This is a genomic window from uncultured Clostridium sp., assembly GCF_963515715.1.
GTDB lineage: Bacteria > Bacillota > Clostridia > Clostridiales > Clostridiaceae > Clostridium_AW.
In genome coordinates, this window is sequence record NZ_CAUPZS010000006.1 from 104,153 (window position 1) to 122,298 (window position 18,146).

The following is an 18,146-nucleotide window of genomic DNA, read 5'->3' on the forward strand; positions in this document are numbered from 1 at the left end:
AAAATCACGCTGCGAACAATTTTGTTTGCAGCGTGATTTTTCTATATAAAGTTTGGCATTTTCGCTGTGTTCGTTGTTGTAGGAAGTGAAAGAGAATTTATTGTGTGTTATCGAAAAAACCGGACGTTTCAGCTGGGATATTGAATGAAAAAGATTTATGCCGACTTTGCCAAAATCCAAGTTTTCACCGTAGTAGTTAATAGATGAAATTCCTCCAGGAATTTCTAAATTAAAAAATTTAAGAATTCCCACACCGGGAATTCTCTCCTTTACTCTTCATTTTTAACTTTTAACTCTTAACTATTTATTTATTCTCAATCTCAAATAATTTATATGAAAAGTCCATAGTAATTCCATCTTCAAATACTATTACATTGCTAAATTCCACAAGTCCTCTTCCTTCTTTAAATAGCTTTGTTTCTTTGTAAGTTTTATCCGGATATCCCTCTACTCCTTTAATAATAGTTTCTGTTTTTATTATTCTTTTTCCATCCTTGTCTTTAGAAACTTCTATTATAGCAGTTTCAGCTTTATAATTTTTCCCTTTTAATTCTACTTCATCTTGCCACTTATTTTCCTTTTCTAATGGTAGTTTTAATATTGTAGATTTTTCAATAGCTCCTTGATTCTTTTTAATTTCTCCGTTCTTTTGCACTTCTTTTACAGATTCATTGTCTATGGTATATTCTTTTGCAAATTGTAATTTATCTCCACTAGCTTCTTCTCCCTCTTCAGCTAACTTTATAATATTTCCGTTTAAATTAATAACTAAAGTTTCTTTACTTCCAGAAACCTTATCAATCTTTACTACCTCACTATATTCTGCGGTGCCACTGTAATGCATCTCAAACATATCTTCTTTAGAAAAAAAAGCTGCTAATTCTTTATTATATTCTTTGCCATTTTTATCTTCATTAATTTCTGCTTTTACGTTATTCTCTTGTGAGGAAGAAATATTATTATTTTTTCCACAACCAGTAAATGAAAATATTATAGTAATTGCAGATATTACTAATATAATCTTTTTTAATCCCTTATTCATAATAGTTCTCCTCTTAATATTTTGCTTAATTACATGTTACCACAATTAACCATAGTATAGATTACATTGAATTTACGAATATATTACAAAATAGTTACAAAATAGTTACAAAGCAATTACAAAATAGTCACAAAATAATTTTCACAATTCTATCACAATCTCCTCATAGTTTAATCAAAATTATGCCTTATCATGTATTCATAGATAAAAAATTATTTAGGAGGATTTTATTATGAAAAGAAGAAATATTATAACAACATTAGCTTTAACATTGGCTTTAGGGGTAGGAGCTACTGCTTATGCTGCTACAGCATCACCTAGAAATACAAATCCATTAAATACCACTAACGACACTACATCATCCTTCAGAAGAATGGGAGGAATGATGGGCACTGGTGGTTATGATATGATGACATCAATGTTGAAAAATAAATTAAACATGAGTGATAAAGAAATTGAAGATGCGCTTAATTCTGGAAAACATATGTGGGAAATAGCAGAAGAAAAAGGAATGAGCAATGAAGAGTTTAGAAATGCCATGCTTGAAGAAAGAACAAAAGCTATTGACGGAGCAGTGAGTAGTGGAGAAATCACCAAAGAAGAAGGCGAAAGATTTAAAGAAGACTTAAAAAACAACATAGAAAATTGCATAGGCGTCGGCTCAGGATCAGGAAACGGTTTTAGTGGAATGATGAGAAGAGGTAGAGGCGGCAGAGGATGCGGTTCAAATTTCAACTAAAATTATAATGTACAAAAACAAAAGAGGCTAAATTGCCTCTTTTTTATTTCCCAAGTCTCGGAAACATTATATTATTTTCTAAATGAATGTGAGTAAATAAATCTAATTCAATTTCTTCAAGTTTGTCATAAGTGTATTTATAAGTGTTACATCCGTCCTTTGGAACTTCATAATTATGAGTAATTTTTCTTAATTCCTTTAGTATGTCTCCTGCTCCAGTATGCTCAGCTTCAAGTTCTTCTATTATTTTTACTGCCTTATTCAAAGCTTCTTTTGAACCTTCATTTTCATATTTTTTAATTAGTGGGAATACTATTTCCTCTTCTTTTATTAAGTGCTCCTCTAATTCCATTTTTAAATTATGAAATAACTTATATACCTTACTTAATTCAGGATGGTTTTCTCCATGTACTCTTAATATTTTTGTAGTCAATTCACTTACTATTGGAAGTTCTTCATTTAAAAATCCATGATGCTTATTTACAATATAGTCTATCAAATCATTGTAGCTTGTATTTAACCAATCCACTTCTTCCTTTATAAGAGAATCAATCTCCTCATATTCATCATGAAGATCTTTTAAAACTTCCTCTTCATTTAAATTGTTTTCTTTTATTGCATCTATTAAAGGTCTATTCCCTCCGCAACAAAAATCAATACCATACCTTCTAAATACATCCATAGCTTTTGGAAACTTAACAACTATATCTCCTATTTTATGTGAACTTTTAAAAACTTTATTCATTATTCATACCTCCATAAATTTATATTTTATGCCTTCATTATAGCCAGTATAGGAAAACTAATATGTGATTAGAATCAATTTTAAAATTGATTCTAATCACATATTGTATGGAAAATCAGTTGTATCATTTAATTAAACAAAAACAAATTTTAGAAGAGGTGTTAACATGAAAAATAATTTACTTTTAAAAGATAATATATATTGGATTGGAAAAATTGATGATAAAAAGGTTCCCTTTCATAGGCTCATTCTAGAAAAAGGCACTACCTATAACTCTTATTTGTTAAAAACTGAAAAACCAACTATTATAGATACAGTTGATATAATGTATTCTAGAGAGTTTGTAGAAAATCTCAAAGAACATATTAATCTAGAAGACTTGAAGTATATAGTAATTAATCATGTGGAGCCTGATCACGCAGGAGCCTTGCCAGCTTTACTAAATAAAGCCCCAAATGCTGCTATTGTAACTAATGCAAAGGCTCAGAAATTATTAAATGGAATGTTTAAATTTTATGATAAAAATTATTTAATAGTTAAGGATGGGGATAGCTTAAATATAGGAGGAAAAACTCTAAAGTTCTTTGAAACTCCTTATCTTCATACTGAAGAAACTATGATAACTTATGCTCTAGAAGATAAAATTTTATTTCCTTGTGATATATTTAGTTCTCATATAGCTACTTATGATTTGTTTAACGACTTATCAAAAGATGATATAGATGAAGATTTTAAGACTTATTACAAACTTATTATGAGCCCTCATAGAAACTATGTTAAAGACATGATAGGTAAAATTAAGAACTTAGAAATACAAATAATAGCCCCTTCTCATGGTTTTATAATTAGAAAAGATGTTGAGAAATATATTAAATTATATGACGGCATGAGTGACATTCCTACTGAAAATCTAAGTAAAAAAGCATTGATATTATATAACTCCATGACTGGAAATACTAGAAAGATTGGCGGAAATATAAGTGAAGGTTTAAGAGGTTTAAATATAGATACCACAGTGTTAAATTTAAAATCTTTGTCCTTTGAGGAAATTAAAGAAAAGGTTATAGAATCAGATTTAATCCTTATAGGAAGTTCCACAAAATATGGAGATATGATAGGCAATACAGAAGAAATACTTAAAGAGATAATAAAATTAGATTTATCAGAGAAATACTTAGCTGCCTTTGGTTCTTATGGCTGGAGTGGAGAGGCTATTGAAATAATAAATGACTATTTAAAAAAGAGCAATGGTAAAGCATTAGATACATCTTATATAATAAAAGTTACTAGTGATAATTCAATAAAACTTCCTTTAAGAATTAGATTTTATAATGACAACGAAGGAAAAAATCTATCTATAAAAACTGGTAGAATACTAGGAGAATTTTTATTAAAATAATTGGATATTCAAAAATATAACAAATTGGTTTCTCAAGAATAGATTTCTACGAAGATAATTTAGTTCCACAAACAAATAGATAAGCACGTAGTGAAGCCGCTCTAGAAAAAGTCGCTATTTCACAGCATGCTTATCTATTTTGTATTTTGCAAATATGTCTTCAGAATTAGATTGTGACAAATTATCTTTTCAAATTTTATAATTTAGAAATTCCTAAAGAAATTTCATCCATAACCCTTTAATCTTCACTCTTAATTTTCAACTCCATAGGTGTACACTTAAATTAAGTTCTTCAGATACTCTATATCTTTTATGATAATTTTCTTATTGCCTACTACATTTATTACTCCCGCTTCTTCCATGGCTGAGAGAGTTCTGCTCACCGTCTCTCTAGTTATACCAGCGAAGTTACCCATATCCTCTCTATTAATAGGCAAATCTATAATTATATCTTCATCATGCTTTGTTCCGAAATTCTCTATAAGATTTAGTAACAGATTTCCTACTCTAGTTTCGATATCCTTTGTACTAAGCATTTGAACTAAATTTTCTAGGTTTACCACTCTATCGTGAACCTTTTCTAGTATTTTAAGAGTTATACTAGGATTGTTTATTAAAATATTATCAAAATCTCCCTTGCTTAAAGTACAAATCGAAGTATATTCTAGAGCCTCACCGTTAAATTCAAATTTTCCTCTCTTCAAAAGATTCAATTCTCCTATGGAATCTCCCTCTGAAAGCAGGTAAAGTATTTGTTCCTTACCTTCCTTCGTATATTTAAATACCTTTATCTTTCCTTTATTTACGATATAAAGCCTATCCCATAAGTCATCTTCAAAAAAGATGCTTTCTCCCTTTTTATATCTTCTGGTAACAATTAATTTTGATATTTCTTTAAACTGCTCTTCTCCGAGAGTTGAAAATATAAATACTTTCGATGCACAGTACTTTTCGTGGCAACCACAACTACAAGTTGAGCATATTGGTTTGTTGTTTTCTTTCATAGGTTATAAATCACCTTCCTCTAATTAAAGATGCCTCTTCTCCTATTATTTTTATCCCTTCTTCTATTTCTTCTGGGGAGTTTCTTGAGAAACCGATTCTTAAGGTGCTCTCTCCTCCACCATCTGTATAAAATATATCCCCTGGAGTAAATATTACTCCTCTTTTTAAGCACCTATCTAAAAGCACTCTTGCATCTACATCCTTTAGCTTAACAAATATATGCAGTCCTCCATTTCCAAGTACATATTCATTTGGAATATAGGTTTCTGAAAGGCTTTTAGCTAATTCATATTTCTCTTTATAAATATTCCTAGCCTTTTTTACGTACTTTTCAAAAGAGCCACTATTCATATATTCATACAATATAGCCTGATCTAGAAAGGAAGTGTGTATATTTTTACTTCTTTTTACACTTTCAAAAATATCTATCAATTCCTTATCTGCAAATATCCACCCTATTCTCATGCCTGGAAATAGTATTTTTGATAGACTTCCAATATAAATAACTGAGTTCTCCTCACCACTTATGGCAGCCAGTGGAGCTATATGAGTACCTAGATATTGTAATTCCTCATTAAATCCATCTTCAACTATTGGAATCTTATGCTCTTTTAATTTATTGTAGAGCCTTTCTCTTCCTTCAAAAGGCATAACCATACCCGTAGGATTATGATAGGAAGGTATTATATAGGCTAATTTTATATCATTATTTAATTTTTCATCCAAATTATCTAAATCTATACCATTTTCATTTATATCTAAACCTATAATATCTAATCCATACAATCTCATCAATTTAATTGCAGTATTATGGGTTGGATTTTCACACAATATCTTGTCACCTTCACTGGTTAAAGAAGATAATACTATATCAAATCCTTCTGTGAATCCATTGGTAATTAGTATTTCTTTATCCTTTGTGTTAACTCCCTTTTCTTCCATATAATTCATTAAATACTCAATAAGATATTGATATCCTCTTGCATAACCGTAATTTAATATTTTTTCTCCTTCAAGAGCGACTCTATTTAAAAAAGCCCTTTTTAGTTCTTCAACATCAAATAAACTTTCATCAGGAGCTATACTTCTAAATGAAATCATTCCTCTTTTATATAATTGCTCATGCTTCATTATATCTAATTCTTCGGCTTTTTTTCCAAACTCATTTATCTTTTCATTCCAATTTATATGCCACTCTTTATTCTTATTAATATCAACCTTAGATACAAAGGTTCCCTTCCCCTTTTCAGTATAAACAAGAAAACTATCTTCAAGCATTTCGTAGACTTTTATTATGGTATTTCTGCTCACTTTCATAATTGTAGCCATTTCTCTTGTGGAAGGAAGCTTGCTACCACCTGGTAACATTCCATTTTCAATCATTTCCTTTATATAGCTATATATTTGACCATAGGCTGTTTCTCCTTGCTCTAATTTTATATTATGAAACATATACTCACCTCAAAGCTAATCACTTTTTCAAAGATGATTCTATTATCCTATCTAATAATTCACTAAAACTTAATCCAAAAGCTTTAGCACTTTTTGGAAAAAGACTATTTTTAGTCATACCCGGTAAAGTGTTTATTTCTAATACGTACACATCATCTTCTCTTATAATCATATCAATTCTAGCATAAACACTCAACTTAAAACTGTTCCAACATATCTTACAAGCTTTCTCCACTTTGCTATATAGCTCTTTTGAAAGCTCAATTGGTTTTTCTTCAGCACCGCCATCATCATACTTTGAAGAGTAATCAAAGAACTCCTTCTCATGTTTAATAGATAGTATAGGTAGTAATTCACCATCTAACATACAGCAAGTTATCTCTTCCCCATTTATATATTCTTCTACCATTACTTCTTCATCATACTTTAATGCTTCTTTCACAGCATCCATTAATTCTTCTCTATTATAAACTAAAGCAATTCCTATACTAGATCCTCCGCTATTAGGTTTAACAATCAGTGGGAAACCCATTTTATCTACTTCTTGAAAATCTATTTCCTCAACTTTTTTTATCATAACCCACTTAGGAGTCTTTATTCTATCTGCTATAAATACTTTTTTACAAGTATTTTTATCCATACAAAGAGCACTTGATAATACTCCTGACCCAGAGTAAGGCACATCCATGCTCTCTAAAATAGCCTGAACTTTACCATCTTCTCCAAAGCTACCGTGGAGAGCTATAAAAGCAAACTCTAAACACTTAACTCCATCAATCAATTCATATTTAGTATTTATAGGAATAGGCAAAACCTCATATTTATCCTTATCTAAACTATCAATAATATGCTTTCCTGTTAGGTATGATATTTCTGTTTCTGAGGAAATTCCTCCCATAACTACACCGATTTGCATATAAAAAACCTCCTAACATACTATATCAATTATATTCTATTCATTTAACTCTAAAAATGAAAGAACCACCTCCTCTCTAATTTGAAAGTGCAGTGGCTCAACATAAGCTTTTGTTGATTTTTTTAAAATGGGGCAATATAATTTATTAAGAGATTTAGTGGAGGTTATAATATGTTAAGTTTTTCAAAGGTTTCTTATAAAAGCGATGATAAAGCTATACTTAAAAATATAGATATACATATAGAAAAAGGAGATTATATTTCCATAGTAGGCCACTCTGGTAGCGGAAAAAGCACATTCTTAAAATTATGCAATAATTTGATAAGCCCTAGTGGTGGAAATATATCATATAAAGGAAAAGACATATTAAGTTATAATCCAATTGAGCTTAGAAAAGAGATTAACTATTGTTTTCAGACTCCTTATTTATTTGGAAATAAAGTAATAGATAATTTATCCTTTCCTTATGAGATAAGAAATAAAGGCCTAGATATAAAAAGAATAGAGTGCTTATGTGATTCATTCAATTTACATAAAAAAATATTAGACGAAAAGATAACAAATCTTTCTGGTGGTGAAAAGCAGAGGGTGGCTCTAATGAGAAGCTTAATTTTCCCATCAAATATACTACTTCTTGACGAAATAACTTCAGCTTTAGATAGTGAAAACACCCTTATAATTGAAAATATCATCTGTAAATTAAACGAAGAAGGTATTACTATTCTATGGATAACTCATAACAAAGAACAAAGTATTAAATATGCAAATAAGCTCTTAACAATAGAAGATGGAAGCATAAAGTCCTTGGAGGTGTTAAAATGAATACTACCGTTGCTATGAATACCTATTCTTTATTATTTAGCTCCTGTTTAATAATTATATCTTTATTTTTTTCCTATAAAGAAAAATTAGATTTAGAAAAAGAAACTTTGGTTGGTGTAATAAGAGCAATTATCCAGCTTGCCTTGATTGGATACCTGTTAGATTTAATATTTAGCTTTAAAAGCCCTATTTATACCTCATTATTACTTCTATTCATGATAGTAAATGCTTCTTATAATGCAGGTAAAAGAGGAAATGGAATAAAGTCCAAATATATAATCTCCTTTGTTTCTATAGCATCAGGTACTTCTATAACTTTAATAATACTAGTGCTAGCTGGAAGTATAAAATACGAACCTAACCAAGTAATTCCAGTAGGTGGCATGATAATTAGTAACGCAATGATAGCTATAGGACTTTGTTACAAGCAACTTTTATCCAACTTTAAAAGTAAAAGAGATGAGATAGAGATAAAACTATCCTTAGGAGCTGACATAAAAACATCTTCTGTAGAAATTATAAGAGATTCTATAAAAACAGGAATGCTTCCTATGATAGATTCAATGAAAACTTTAGGTATAGTTTCCTTGCCTGGAATGATGACAGGGTTGATATTGGCAGGTACTTCCCCAGCACAGGCTATAAAGTATCAATTAATGGTTACATTTATGATACTATCTACCACTTCTATCTCCTCCTACTTAGCATGTTATTTAGGATATAAAGGGTTTTTTAATGAACGAAAACAGCTTCTTTAGTTGAAATTTTTAAATATAAATATAATAAAAAGTAAGTATATAGTGATATTACTATATACTTATAATTTTACTTTTCAAGGTGTACAGTTTCTATCTTTCAAGCTGTATATTTTTTAATTTTCTATATAAAGACATTCTTGATATTCCTAGTTTCTTTGCAGCTTCTGTCTTATTAAAATTGCAAGATTTCAGAGTTTCAATTATCAACTTTTCTTCTGTCTTATAAACAGCATCTGTTAATGAATTATTATCTATAGATATTTTAATGTTTTCAGGTACTTCTTCAGAATTGCTTTCTTGAAAATCTAAGTCATCCATTATATATTGTGGTATATTTTTTATTTCTACAATATCATCTAAAGCATTCACAACACTACTTGTAACTACATTTTTTAATTCTCTTATATTGCCTGGCCATTTATGCAATAAAAATACTTCTATAACATTCTTATTAAATTTTTTACATATATTAAAATCTTGATATAATTCTGTATTAAAGTGTTCAATTAATAGTTTTATGTCCTCTTTTCTTTCTCTAAGTGGTGGAATATTAAGATTTAATACATTTAATCTATAAAATAAATCCGAACGAAATTTCCCGTCCTTTACCATCTCCATTATATTACAATTAGTGGCAGCAATAACTCTTACATCCACATTAATTATTTTATTACTTCCTATCTTTTGTATTTCATTTTCTTGTAGCACCCTTAAGAGCTTTGCTTGCATATCCAATGGGAGATCGCCTATTTCATCTAAAAAAATAGTTCCCCCATTAGCTATTTCAAATTTACCCACCCTACCAGATTTATTAGCTCCAGTAAAAGAACCTTCCTCATACCCGAAAAGTTCTGATTCAATTAGGGTTTTAGGAATTGATGCACAATTAATACTGACAAAAGGCCCTTCCTTTCTATTGCTATGATTATGTATTGAGTGAGCAAACAATTCCTTTCCCGTTCCGCTTTCTCCAGTGATAAGAACGGTAAAATCCGTTTTAGCATATTTTTCTGCTCTTAACTTACAGCTATTCCCCTCTGAAGATTGAGTAAATATATCTTCAAAGGTATATTTAGCTTTATAAACGTCTACTGCTCTACTCTTTTTATGAGGGTTAAGTTTATTTATTAAATTGCTTTCCATAGCTAAATCATAGAGGTAGTTTAAATCATCTATCAATATAATACCTATTCCACCAATAATCTTTTGCCCATAGAATATTGGTAATCTATGAACTATAACTTCACGGCCATCTTTAAATCTATGTTTTTGCCCTATCTCTGCCCTACCAGTTTTAACTACTATAGGAAGTCTAACAAAAGGATCTATTTCCGTTATATGCTTCCCTATTACATCTTCAAGTTCAAGTCCTAAGTAGTTAAGAAAAGCTTTATTCATAAATATTTCATTACAATCTGAATCAACAAAGTTTATTGGTATAGGCATTTGATTAAAAATTAAAGAAATGGTGGAAACGAAAAGATTTTTAAATTCTTCTTCCGTAAGCTTTGTATCTATTATTTCACTCATATAATCACCCCACTTATTACTTCAGTATATTCTCTTTTATTGTATAATTTTCCTTTAAAATGATGTGAATGTAACAGATTTTTTACAATCTATGCTAACCAATGATACATATGTAAACTTCAAATACCGTATCAATATGTTACGAATTCAAAATATTTAGATATTAAATAAGTGTTATGCACTGTGGTTTAAGACTATATTAAAGTTTTTACACATTGGCATATATTTTGCTTTTATATATTGTGAAAATGAAATATGTAATAAAATTTAAACTTTATTAAATTAACTATATTAATATTAGGAGGTTGCATTATGTTAGTAAGAGAATTTGAATGGCTTGGGGATATAATAGGAAATCGAGCAAAACTAAGTCCTGATAAAGAGGCAATTTTAGATTTAGATAATAACATTACTTATACTTTTAAAGACTTAAATCACCGCGCTAACAGACTAGCCAATTTTATGTCGGAACAATGTGGTATAAAAAAGGGTGATAGGGTAGCCTTTATATCCAGAAATAGAATAGAAATGTTTGATGGCGTGTTTGCATGTGGTAAATTAGGAGCAATATTTGTACCTTATAATTTAAGACTTTCATCTGAAGAACTTACACTTCTTATGAATGCAGAAGAACCTAATGTATTATTCTTTGAAGACTTATTTTCACCTATAGTAGAACAACTAAAAGATAACATTACTACTATAAACAAATATATTACTCTCCATAACACTGACAATAGTTTCAATAGCCTCAATACTTCTAATTATAATAACATGAGCTATGAAGATTTAATGATGTATGAAAATACTACTCCTGTGAGATGTAGGGATTTAAATTTAGAAGATATCTATCTGCTAATACATACAGGAGGTACTACTGGACTACCAAAGGGCGCAATGATCTCCCATAGAGCTGTTCTTTTTAATGCCATAAACAATATTACAGATTGGGGATTATCCCCCATGGACAAGGTTCACCTGTTGCTTCCATTATTCCATACTGGGGGATGGAACATTCTTACTTTGGGATTACTTTTAGCTGGTGGACAACTTTTAATAAATAAAGATTTTGATCCAAAGCTTTCGTTAAAAGTTATAAATGATTACAAGACAAATTATGTCTTTGGAGCTGCAACTATATTTAGAATGATGTATGAAGAACCTGAGTTCAATACAACAAACTGGTCATCAGTTAAATGGGTAATGTCTGGTGCTGCACCTACCCCTATTCAAGTTATGGAGAAGTTTTGGGCAAAGGGTGTTAAAATCTGTGCTGGCTATGGATTAACTGAAGGAGGACCTATGAATCTTGGCACTCCAATTAATTTTATTGATTTCGATAAAATCAAAGAAAAACATGCTTCCGTTGGAAAACCCTTTTACTTTACAACTGCAAAAATAGTAGATGATAATGACCAGGAGCTTGAATCGGGTAGCACTGGTGAATTAATATTTACAGGTCCTCAGATATTTTCTGGATACTGGAAAAATGAAGAGGAAACTAAAAAGACTTTACAGAACGGCTGGGTATATACAGGTGATATGGCAAGAATGGATGATGAAGGATTTATATATATTGTAGGTAGAAAGAAAAATATATATATAAGCGGAGGAGAAAATGTATTCCCTGCTGAAATTGAAAGAGTTCTCTACCAAATGAATGAAATACACGAATGTTGTGTTATAGGTGTGCCAGACGAAAAATGGGGTGAAGTTGGAAAGGCAGTAATATCTTTAAAAAAGGATATGAATTTAGAGAAAAAAGACGTTATAGCATTTTTAAATAACAAGCTTGCCAAATATAAAGTACCAAAGTATGTAACTTTTGTCCATGAAGTTCCCAAAAATTCTGTTGGCAAAATAGTTTCACAAGATGTGATAAACAAATATGGAAAAGCTGAAGACTAATTTGAAATTAAAAGAAGGGAGTAGATTGGATATGAAAAGTTTTTTAAATATACCCATCGGTATTAGGAGTATTGGAGTTTATTATCCTGAAAAAATAGAAACCTATAGAGAAATTTCTAAACTAAGCGGAATTCCCGAAGATGTAATAAAAAATAAATTTGGAATAGAATCAAAACATAAAGCAGCAAATGATGAAACTGTATCCCATATGTGTGCAAAAGCAGCCTTAGATTGTATAGAAGATGTGATAAATCCTGAAGATATAGATCTCATAATATATCATGGTAGTGAATATAAAGATTATTATCTCTATAATTGTGCCGCTCACATACAGCATAAAATAGGCGCAGTAAATGCTAAAACCTTTGAAGTCCATAATTTATGTTCCTCTGGAGCATTATGTTTGCAGCTTGCTAAAAGCCTTATGATCACTCAATCTGATATAAAAAATGTATTATTAGTGGTTGGAACAAAAGAATCTGATCTAATTGATTATAGAAATCCAAGAGCAAGATTTATGTTTAACTTTGGTGATGGTGCAGCAGCATGCCTTATAACAAAAGGATATGAAAAAAATCAAATATTAGAATCTCACCTCATAACTGATGGTTCTTTTGCTGATAGCGTTGCAGTTTACGATGTAGGAAATGCAAACTACAACAATGTTTCATTTATAACTAAAGATTTCATGTTAGCAGAAGAAGAAAAGAAAAAAGGAAATTGCGTAGGTTATTTAGGATTAGATGTAGCAGATCCTCAAGATATGAAAGAAAGGCTTGATCCTATTTCTTTATCTAACTTTTGTAAGGTAATAGGAACCGCCGCTGAAAAAAGTGGATATAAAAAAAATGAAATTGATTTTCTAGCCCCTATTTTCATGAAGAATTCAATATTAAATCTAATATTAAAGGAATTTGATATGGTAGAAGAACAATCTTTTATTCTTAATAATTTTGGTCATGTGCAATCTGCAGATGCTTACATCTCAGTTTATGAAGCATTAAAACTTGGAAGAATTAAAGATGGAGATTTAGTTATTATGCTAGGGTCAGGAACCGGATATTCTTGGGCTGCCACCGCTGTTAGATGGGGATGATGATAAATAAGGAAGTGTTAAATCACTTCCTTATTTACTATTTCATTTTCACCAAAAACTTAATAATATCTTCTCTAAATCTTTGGAATTATATACTGTAATATTATCTCTCCATTCCCTGGGAAATAAATTTTTATAAGCATTACTTATAAATCTATCATCTATTAGTAAAATAGCTCCTCTATCCTCTTCTGTTCTTATAACCCTTCCCCCAGCTTGAAGAACCTTATTCATTCCTGGATATACATAAGAATATTCATATCCAGTTCCCTTACTACTATTAAAGTAGTTCATTATTATATCTCTCTCAAAACATATCTGTGGAAGCCCTACTCCTACAATTATTGCTCCTGATAATCTTTCTCCCTTTAGGTCTATCCCTTCTGAAAACACTCCTCCAAGAACCGTAAAGGCAATCATTGTTTTCTCTGGATTCTCTTGAAATTTATTTAGAAATTCTTCCCTTTCTTTCTCATTCATTATTGAGTTTTGAGAAATTATATCTATTTCGTCATCATATTCTCTGAATTTTTCAAGCACCTTTTCCATATAAGTATAGGAAGGAAAAAACACTAAATAATTTCCTTTTTTAGTTCCCATAAAAACTTTAATATACTCTACAATTTTATCTACACTAATATCTCTATGCTTATATCTAGTAGATATATTTCCTGCAATAATTATCTTTCTTTTACTAGGATCAAAAGGAGATGGGATTCTAACTATATAATCTTCCTTATCTCCTCCTAATACATCCATAAAATAATTTATTGGAGTTAATGTAGCAGAGAAAAAAACTCCAGTTTTTCCTCTCTCTATACCCTCTCTTAAAAGCTTAGATGGGTCTAAACAAAACAAGGTCAATACTATATCCCTTCCTTGTTTTTTTGAAAAAACTATGAAGTTTTCATCATATAGTTCGCTTATTCTTATAAAAGCTAAACAGTCAAAGTATAATTTTAAAATATGCTCATATTCTTCTGAGTTATCCCTAATCTTTAACCACTTTTCCATTTCTTCCACTGTACTTCTTATCATGGAAGCTATCTCTAAAGGATCTTCCTTTAATATTAAATACCCCTTCTCATCACATTTTTTTCCTAGTTCTAAAAAGTATGAGTTGATTTTATCTAATTTTTTATATAATTTTTTCCCAACTTCATTTGTAATCTTTTTCCCTTTAAGAAAATCCTCTTTATTTAATGAGGCAGAGAACATATCTCTCCCCCTGTCTACTAAATTATGTGCTTCATCGATTAAAAATACGAAATCTTCTTTCTTGCCATCAAAAAACCTTTTTAAATATACCCTAGGATCAAATACATAATTATAATCACATATAATCATATCTGCCCATAAAGACACATCTAAAGAAAATTCAAAAGGGCAAACCTTATGCTTTTCAGCATAAAGCTGAATATTTTCTCTATCTATTAAATCTTCATTTTTTAATATATCTAATATGGCCTCATTTACCCTATCATAATGGCCCTTAGCATATTCACACTGTTCTCTATTACATATAGTTTTTTCTTTAAAACAAATTTTATCTTTCGCTGTAATAGCTATGGTTTTTAGAGATAATCCCTTTTCATTCATTAATTCAATACCTTCTAAAGCTACAGAAGAGGTTATATTTTTAGCTGTTAAATAAAATATCTTATGCGCCAAGCCTTCACCCATGGCTTTTATAGTAGGAAATATTGTGGATATGGTTTTACCTACTCCTGTGGGTGCCTGCAGAAAAATATTCTTTTTATTTTGTATGGTTCTATATACAGCTACTGCTAACTCTCTTTGACCTTTTCTGTATTCATTAAAGGGAAAAGATAATGCTTTTATACTAGAGTCCCTTAATTGGCTCCATTCTTTTTCAAATTGAATCCACACATAGTATTTATCTAGTAAATCATTAAAAAATTCTTCCAATTCTATCAAGGAGTATTCTTCAATTATAGTTTTTATCTCCTTTGTTTCTACATTACAATAGGTAAGCTGAACCTTTAAACTCTCTAGGTCATTTTCCTTTCCATATATGTATGCATAACATTTTGCCTGGGCCATATGAAGCGGGTTGTAATTTTCTTCTATGCTTTCTAAATCCCTTGTGGTACTCTTAATCTCATCGATTATTGTTTCTCCCTCTTCTTCAATAATTCCATCGGCTCTTCCTTCCACACTTATAAGTGCATCTTCATAAGCGAAGGTATATTTTAAAGAAACCTCCGCTCTATAGTTTTCCCCTTTATTCTTTTGTATTTTTTGGTGAACCCTAGTTCCTTCTAGAGCTCTACTATTTCCTATAAAAGTAGAATCTATATCACCAGATCTCATTATAAATTCTACTAAATTTCTTACTGAAATCTTAAATTCTTTACTCATAATCATCAGCCTTTTATTAAAATTAGTTCTATTATATCATATCAAGTGATTCTTAGCTTCAGATGGAGTTTGCTTAAATCGGATAAAAAATATTCTCCTATCTATTTAGATGGGAGAATGTTTTTGTAAGTATCTATATGTTTTACTGAAGCTAACCATTTATCTATGTTATCCTTAGAAAATCTATGCTCACCATCTACTAAAACGTAAGGTATTTTAGATTCTTTATCCTCCAATATTTCCCAAAGTTTGTATATAGAAATATTTAAATACTCTGCCAGTTCATATCTAGACATAACATCTTTAGTCATCTTTTCTTTTGTCATGTATTCATCGACTTTTCTTCCCTGTCCATTTAATGAATTACTTACTCTATTTACATCATTTTGCGTACGCATTACCTCAATATTTAAATCAGATAAACTATTTGCCATGTTATCTCTAAAGTTTAGAACTAAATTTATAGTGTAGATATTTAAGACTATGGAAAACCCCAACAAACAATATATTATTTTTTCTTTCATATCTTTAATATCCATCATATTATCCTCCAAATCCCAATATATTACATTTTATTATAACATATATAACTTATAATTACTTATTATTTTATATATCCATAATATTAACTATACTTTATTCATTAATTCCTAATCGTTTTTATTTATTGCGTAAAATATTAATTAACATTATAGGAACGGATATATCGGATGTGTCAAAAAATATATTTTATCTAATCATAAATAATAATGTATTCATTCCAAATATCGGTCTTCTGTTGATTGTTATTTTAGCCTTTAGATTTATAAAGTTAAAAAGACATGCAGTGTGATATTGCATGTCTTTTTTATATGTAATATTTTATTCCCCATTGATTATAGTGCATTCTCCTCTTTCAATACCTTTGCATCTCTAGCTATATAAAAAATATTAACTACAGCAACTATTCCACAGCTAAAAAATAGTATTCCACCGAATCCATTCATTGATAATATATAATTTCTATGAAGGAAAATAAATATAATAATTAACATATTATAAATGCTTTTCAATATTCTATAATAGTGTTTTCTACATCCATCCTTAAAATATATATCTCTAACAAGACACTCAACTGTAACCGTGGTAATTAAGGCAAATAAGAGAAATAAAAGTAAGTTTACCACAATATATTCCCCCTTGCTTCATTTTATAACTACATTATAAAGAATATATCTTACCATAACCTTATTAAAATCTTAACTTTTACTTAAAAAATTTGAATTCATGTTTTATAATTATATTTTTAAAATTTATGATATTATCTACATTATGATTTTTTTCTTTTATATGAAACTTAAAAGGATTTTCATTATCAATTGATAACGGTATTCAGTAAAAATATTCCATAATAATTTTAAATAAACGTTGTCATTTTCAGCATCGTTGCATATAATATAATTAAAGTTTAAATATCATATTATTATCAATTGAGAGGTGTTGAAATGGAGAATGTAAAAATAGGAACCAGAGCTTCTTGGATTTCTATAGGAATAAACCTAGTATTATCATTATTTAAATTTGCCGGAGCTATACTAGGTAAAAGTACAGCAATGCTTGCAGACGCAGTTCATAGTTTAGCTGATATAGTTACAACCTTAGTAGTTATTATAGGCTTGAAAGTGTCCAATAAAGAGGCAGATGAAAATCATCCCTACGGTCATGAGAAATTCGAATCTATATTTACTAAAATCATTAGTTTATTACTTATACTTACAGGGGTTTCAATAGGATATAAAGGAGTGATAGATTCAATAAGAGGAAACCTAAGCTCACCTGGAAAAATAGCTTTAATTGCCGCAGCTACTTCTATAATAGTAAAGGAGTGTCTATATTGGTACACTTTAATGATTGCTAGAAAAATTAAAAGCACATCTATGGAAGCAGATGCATGGCACCATAGATCTGATGCCATCTCGTCCATAGCTACTTTCCTAGGAATATTAGGTGCTCGCATGGGCTTTAAAATATTAGACCCTATAGCAGCAATATTAGTTTGTATAATTATCGTTAAAGTAGGAGTAGAATACTACCTAAAAGCTGTTAAAGAATTAGTGGATCATACTGCAAGCAATGATATAATGGATAGAATAAGAGAACTCAGCTCAGATATAGAGGGAGTTATTAAAGTTAATAGTTTAAAAACACGAATATTTGGAAATAAAATCTATGCTGATGTAGGGATATGTGTAGATAAAAGTATTTCCATAGAGCAAGGACATAAGATCGCGGAGTTAGTTCATAATACCATAGAAAGTAATATGGAAAATATAAAACATTGTTCTGTATATATACTACCTAGCTAAATAGAGC

At 29.8% G+C, this 18,146-nt stretch carries 16 protein-coding genes; 7 read left to right on the plus strand and 9 right to left on the minus strand.

What is annotated here, in order from left to right; genetic code table 11:
- Positions 1 to 304 precede the first annotated feature (304 nt).
- Positions 305 to 1,042 (minus strand): hypothetical protein, encoded by a 738-nt coding sequence (locus RYO54_RS06895; RefSeq protein ID WP_315116976.1) that lies wholly within the window; start codon positions 1,040 to 1,042, stop codon positions 305 to 307.
- A gap of 232 nt (positions 1,043 to 1,274) precedes the next feature.
- On the opposite strand from RYO54_RS06895, the gene RYO54_RS06900 reads away from it, so the two are divergent.
- Complete coding sequence (locus RYO54_RS06900) at positions 1,275 to 1,781, plus strand: hypothetical protein (protein WP_315116978.1); 507 nt, start codon at positions 1,275 to 1,277, stop codon at positions 1,779 to 1,781.
- 43 nt (positions 1,782 to 1,824) lie between these two features.
- On the opposite strand, the gene ric is transcribed toward RYO54_RS06900, so the two are convergent.
- Positions 1,825 to 2,526 (minus strand): iron-sulfur cluster repair di-iron protein, encoded by a 702-nt coding sequence (ric, locus tag RYO54_RS06905; RefSeq protein ID WP_315116980.1) that lies wholly within the window; start codon positions 2,524 to 2,526, stop codon positions 1,825 to 1,827.
- A 166-nt stretch (positions 2,527 to 2,692) separates the two neighbouring features.
- Here ric and RYO54_RS06910 point away from each other — a divergent pair, with 166 nt between their 5' ends.
- A complete protein-coding gene (locus tag RYO54_RS06910) occupies positions 2,693 to 3,925 on the plus strand; it encodes an FprA family A-type flavoprotein (RefSeq protein WP_315116981.1) in 1,233 nt (410 codons plus the stop codon).
- 278 nt (positions 3,926 to 4,203) lie between these two features.
- Here RYO54_RS06910 and RYO54_RS06915 read toward each other — a convergent pair whose 3' ends face one another.
- The 3 genes from RYO54_RS06915 to RYO54_RS06925 are packed head-to-tail and all read right to left on the minus strand — an operon-like array spanning position 4,204 to position 7,298.
- Entirely contained in the window at positions 4,204 to 4,929 is a 726-nt protein-coding gene (locus RYO54_RS06915; RefSeq protein WP_315116982.1) for a Crp/Fnr family transcriptional regulator, read from the minus strand.
- A gap of 10 nt (positions 4,930 to 4,939) precedes the next feature.
- The gene (locus RYO54_RS06920; RefSeq protein WP_315116983.1) at positions 4,940 to 6,382 is read right to left on the minus strand and encodes a PLP-dependent aminotransferase family protein; all 1,443 of its coding nucleotides are present in this window, start codon (positions 6,380 to 6,382) and stop codon (positions 4,940 to 4,942) included.
- A gap of 19 nt (positions 6,383 to 6,401) precedes the next feature.
- Positions 6,402 to 7,298, minus strand: coding sequence for a D-alanine--D-alanine ligase (locus RYO54_RS06925; protein ID WP_315116984.1), 897 nt, complete (start codon positions 7,296 to 7,298; stop codon positions 6,402 to 6,404).
- A gap of 171 nt (positions 7,299 to 7,469) precedes the next feature.
- Between RYO54_RS06925 and RYO54_RS06930 the strand changes: the two genes are divergently transcribed.
- Together RYO54_RS06930 and RYO54_RS06935 are read left to right on the plus strand one after the other, a co-directional pair.
- Positions 7,470 to 8,120, plus strand: coding sequence for an ATP-binding cassette domain-containing protein (locus tag RYO54_RS06930; protein WP_315116985.1), 651 nt, complete (start codon positions 7,470 to 7,472; stop codon positions 8,118 to 8,120).
- Positions 8,117 to 8,878 carry an ABC transporter permease gene (locus tag RYO54_RS06935; RefSeq protein WP_315116986.1) on the plus strand — a complete coding sequence of 254 codons (762 nt, stop codon included), beginning with the start codon at positions 8,117 to 8,119 and terminating at the stop codon, positions 8,876 to 8,878. The genes RYO54_RS06930 and RYO54_RS06935 overlap by 4 nt, the downstream gene beginning before the upstream one ends.
- A 90-nt stretch (positions 8,879 to 8,968) precedes the next feature.
- On the opposite strand, the gene RYO54_RS06940 is transcribed toward RYO54_RS06935, so the two are convergent.
- Positions 8,969 to 10,408, minus strand: coding sequence for a sigma 54-interacting transcriptional regulator (locus tag RYO54_RS06940; RefSeq protein WP_315116988.1), 1,440 nt, complete (start codon positions 10,406 to 10,408; stop codon positions 8,969 to 8,971).
- A gap of 312 nt (positions 10,409 to 10,720) precedes the next feature.
- Between RYO54_RS06940 and RYO54_RS06945 the strand changes: the two genes are divergently transcribed.
- Positions 10,721 to 12,316, plus strand: coding sequence for an AMP-binding protein (locus RYO54_RS06945; protein ID WP_315116990.1), 1,596 nt, complete (start codon positions 10,721 to 10,723; stop codon positions 12,314 to 12,316).
- A 31-nt stretch (positions 12,317 to 12,347) separates the two neighbouring features.
- Positions 12,348 to 13,412, plus strand: coding sequence for a 3-oxoacyl-ACP synthase (locus RYO54_RS06950; RefSeq protein ID WP_315116992.1), 1,065 nt, complete (start codon positions 12,348 to 12,350; stop codon positions 13,410 to 13,412).
- 48 nt (positions 13,413 to 13,460) lie between these two features.
- On the opposite strand, the gene RYO54_RS06955 is transcribed toward RYO54_RS06950, so the two are convergent.
- From RYO54_RS06955 to RYO54_RS06965, 3 genes are all read right to left on the minus strand, one after another.
- Complete coding sequence (locus RYO54_RS06955) at positions 13,461 to 15,800, minus strand: ATP-dependent DNA helicase (protein WP_399549164.1); 2,340 nt, start codon at positions 15,798 to 15,800, stop codon at positions 13,461 to 13,463.
- Between the two features lie 95 nt (positions 15,801 to 15,895).
- A complete protein-coding gene (locus RYO54_RS06960; protein ID WP_315116996.1) occupies positions 15,896 to 16,333 on the minus strand; it encodes a helix-turn-helix domain-containing protein in 438 nt (145 codons plus the stop codon).
- Positions 16,334 to 16,669: 336 nt separating this feature from the next.
- Positions 16,670 to 16,960, minus strand: a complete 291-nt coding sequence (locus tag RYO54_RS06965; protein WP_315116997.1) for a hypothetical protein — start codon at positions 16,958 to 16,960, stop codon at positions 16,670 to 16,672.
- Between the two features lie 318 nt (positions 16,961 to 17,278).
- Here RYO54_RS06965 and RYO54_RS06970 point away from each other — a divergent pair, with 318 nt between their 5' ends.
- Positions 17,279 to 18,139 (plus strand): cation diffusion facilitator family transporter, encoded by an 861-nt coding sequence (locus RYO54_RS06970; RefSeq protein WP_315116999.1) that lies wholly within the window; start codon positions 17,279 to 17,281, stop codon positions 18,137 to 18,139.
- Positions 18,140 to 18,146 lie beyond the last annotated feature (7 nt).

Bases quoted from the DNA above. Each gene is read 5' to 3' on its own strand.
- RYO54_RS06895 (WP_315116976.1), bottom strand. From the start codon at position 1,042: ATGAATAAGGGATTAAAAAAGATTATATTAGTAATATCTGCAATTACT.
- RYO54_RS06900 (WP_315116978.1), top strand. From the start codon at position 1,275: ATGAAAAGAAGAAATATTATAACAACATTAGCTTTAACATTGGCTTTA.
- ric (WP_315116980.1), bottom strand. From the start codon at position 2,526: ATGAATAAAGTTTTTAAAAGTTCACATAAAATAGGAGATATAGTTGTT.
- RYO54_RS06910 (WP_315116981.1), top strand. From the start codon at position 2,693: ATGAAAAATAATTTACTTTTAAAAGATAATATATATTGGATTGGAAAA.
- RYO54_RS06915 (WP_315116982.1), bottom strand. From the start codon at position 4,929: ATGAAAGAAAACAACAAACCAATATGCTCAACTTGTAGTTGTGGTTGC.
- RYO54_RS06920 (WP_315116983.1), bottom strand. From the start codon at position 6,382: ATGTTTCATAATATAAAATTAGAGCAAGGAGAAACAGCCTATGGTCAA.
- RYO54_RS06925 (WP_315116984.1), bottom strand. From the start codon at position 7,298: ATGCAAATCGGTGTAGTTATGGGAGGAATTTCCTCAGAAACAGAAATA.
- RYO54_RS06930 (WP_315116985.1), top strand. From the start codon at position 7,470: ATGTTAAGTTTTTCAAAGGTTTCTTATAAAAGCGATGATAAAGCTATA.
- RYO54_RS06935 (WP_315116986.1), top strand. From the start codon at position 8,117: ATGAATACTACCGTTGCTATGAATACCTATTCTTTATTATTTAGCTCC.
- RYO54_RS06940 (WP_315116988.1), bottom strand. From the start codon at position 10,408: ATGAGTGAAATAATAGATACAAAGCTTACGGAAGAAGAATTTAAAAAT.
- RYO54_RS06945 (WP_315116990.1), top strand. From the start codon at position 10,721: ATGTTAGTAAGAGAATTTGAATGGCTTGGGGATATAATAGGAAATCGA.
- RYO54_RS06950 (WP_315116992.1), top strand. From the start codon at position 12,348: ATGAAAAGTTTTTTAAATATACCCATCGGTATTAGGAGTATTGGAGTT.
- RYO54_RS06955 (WP_399549164.1), bottom strand. From the start codon at position 15,800: ATGATTATGAGTAAAGAATTTAAGATTTCAGTAAGAAATTTAGTAGAA.
- RYO54_RS06960 (WP_315116996.1), bottom strand. From the start codon at position 16,333: ATGGATATTAAAGATATGAAAGAAAAAATAATATATTGTTTGTTGGGG.
- RYO54_RS06970 (WP_315116999.1), top strand. From the start codon at position 17,279: ATGGAGAATGTAAAAATAGGAACCAGAGCTTCTTGGATTTCTATAGGA.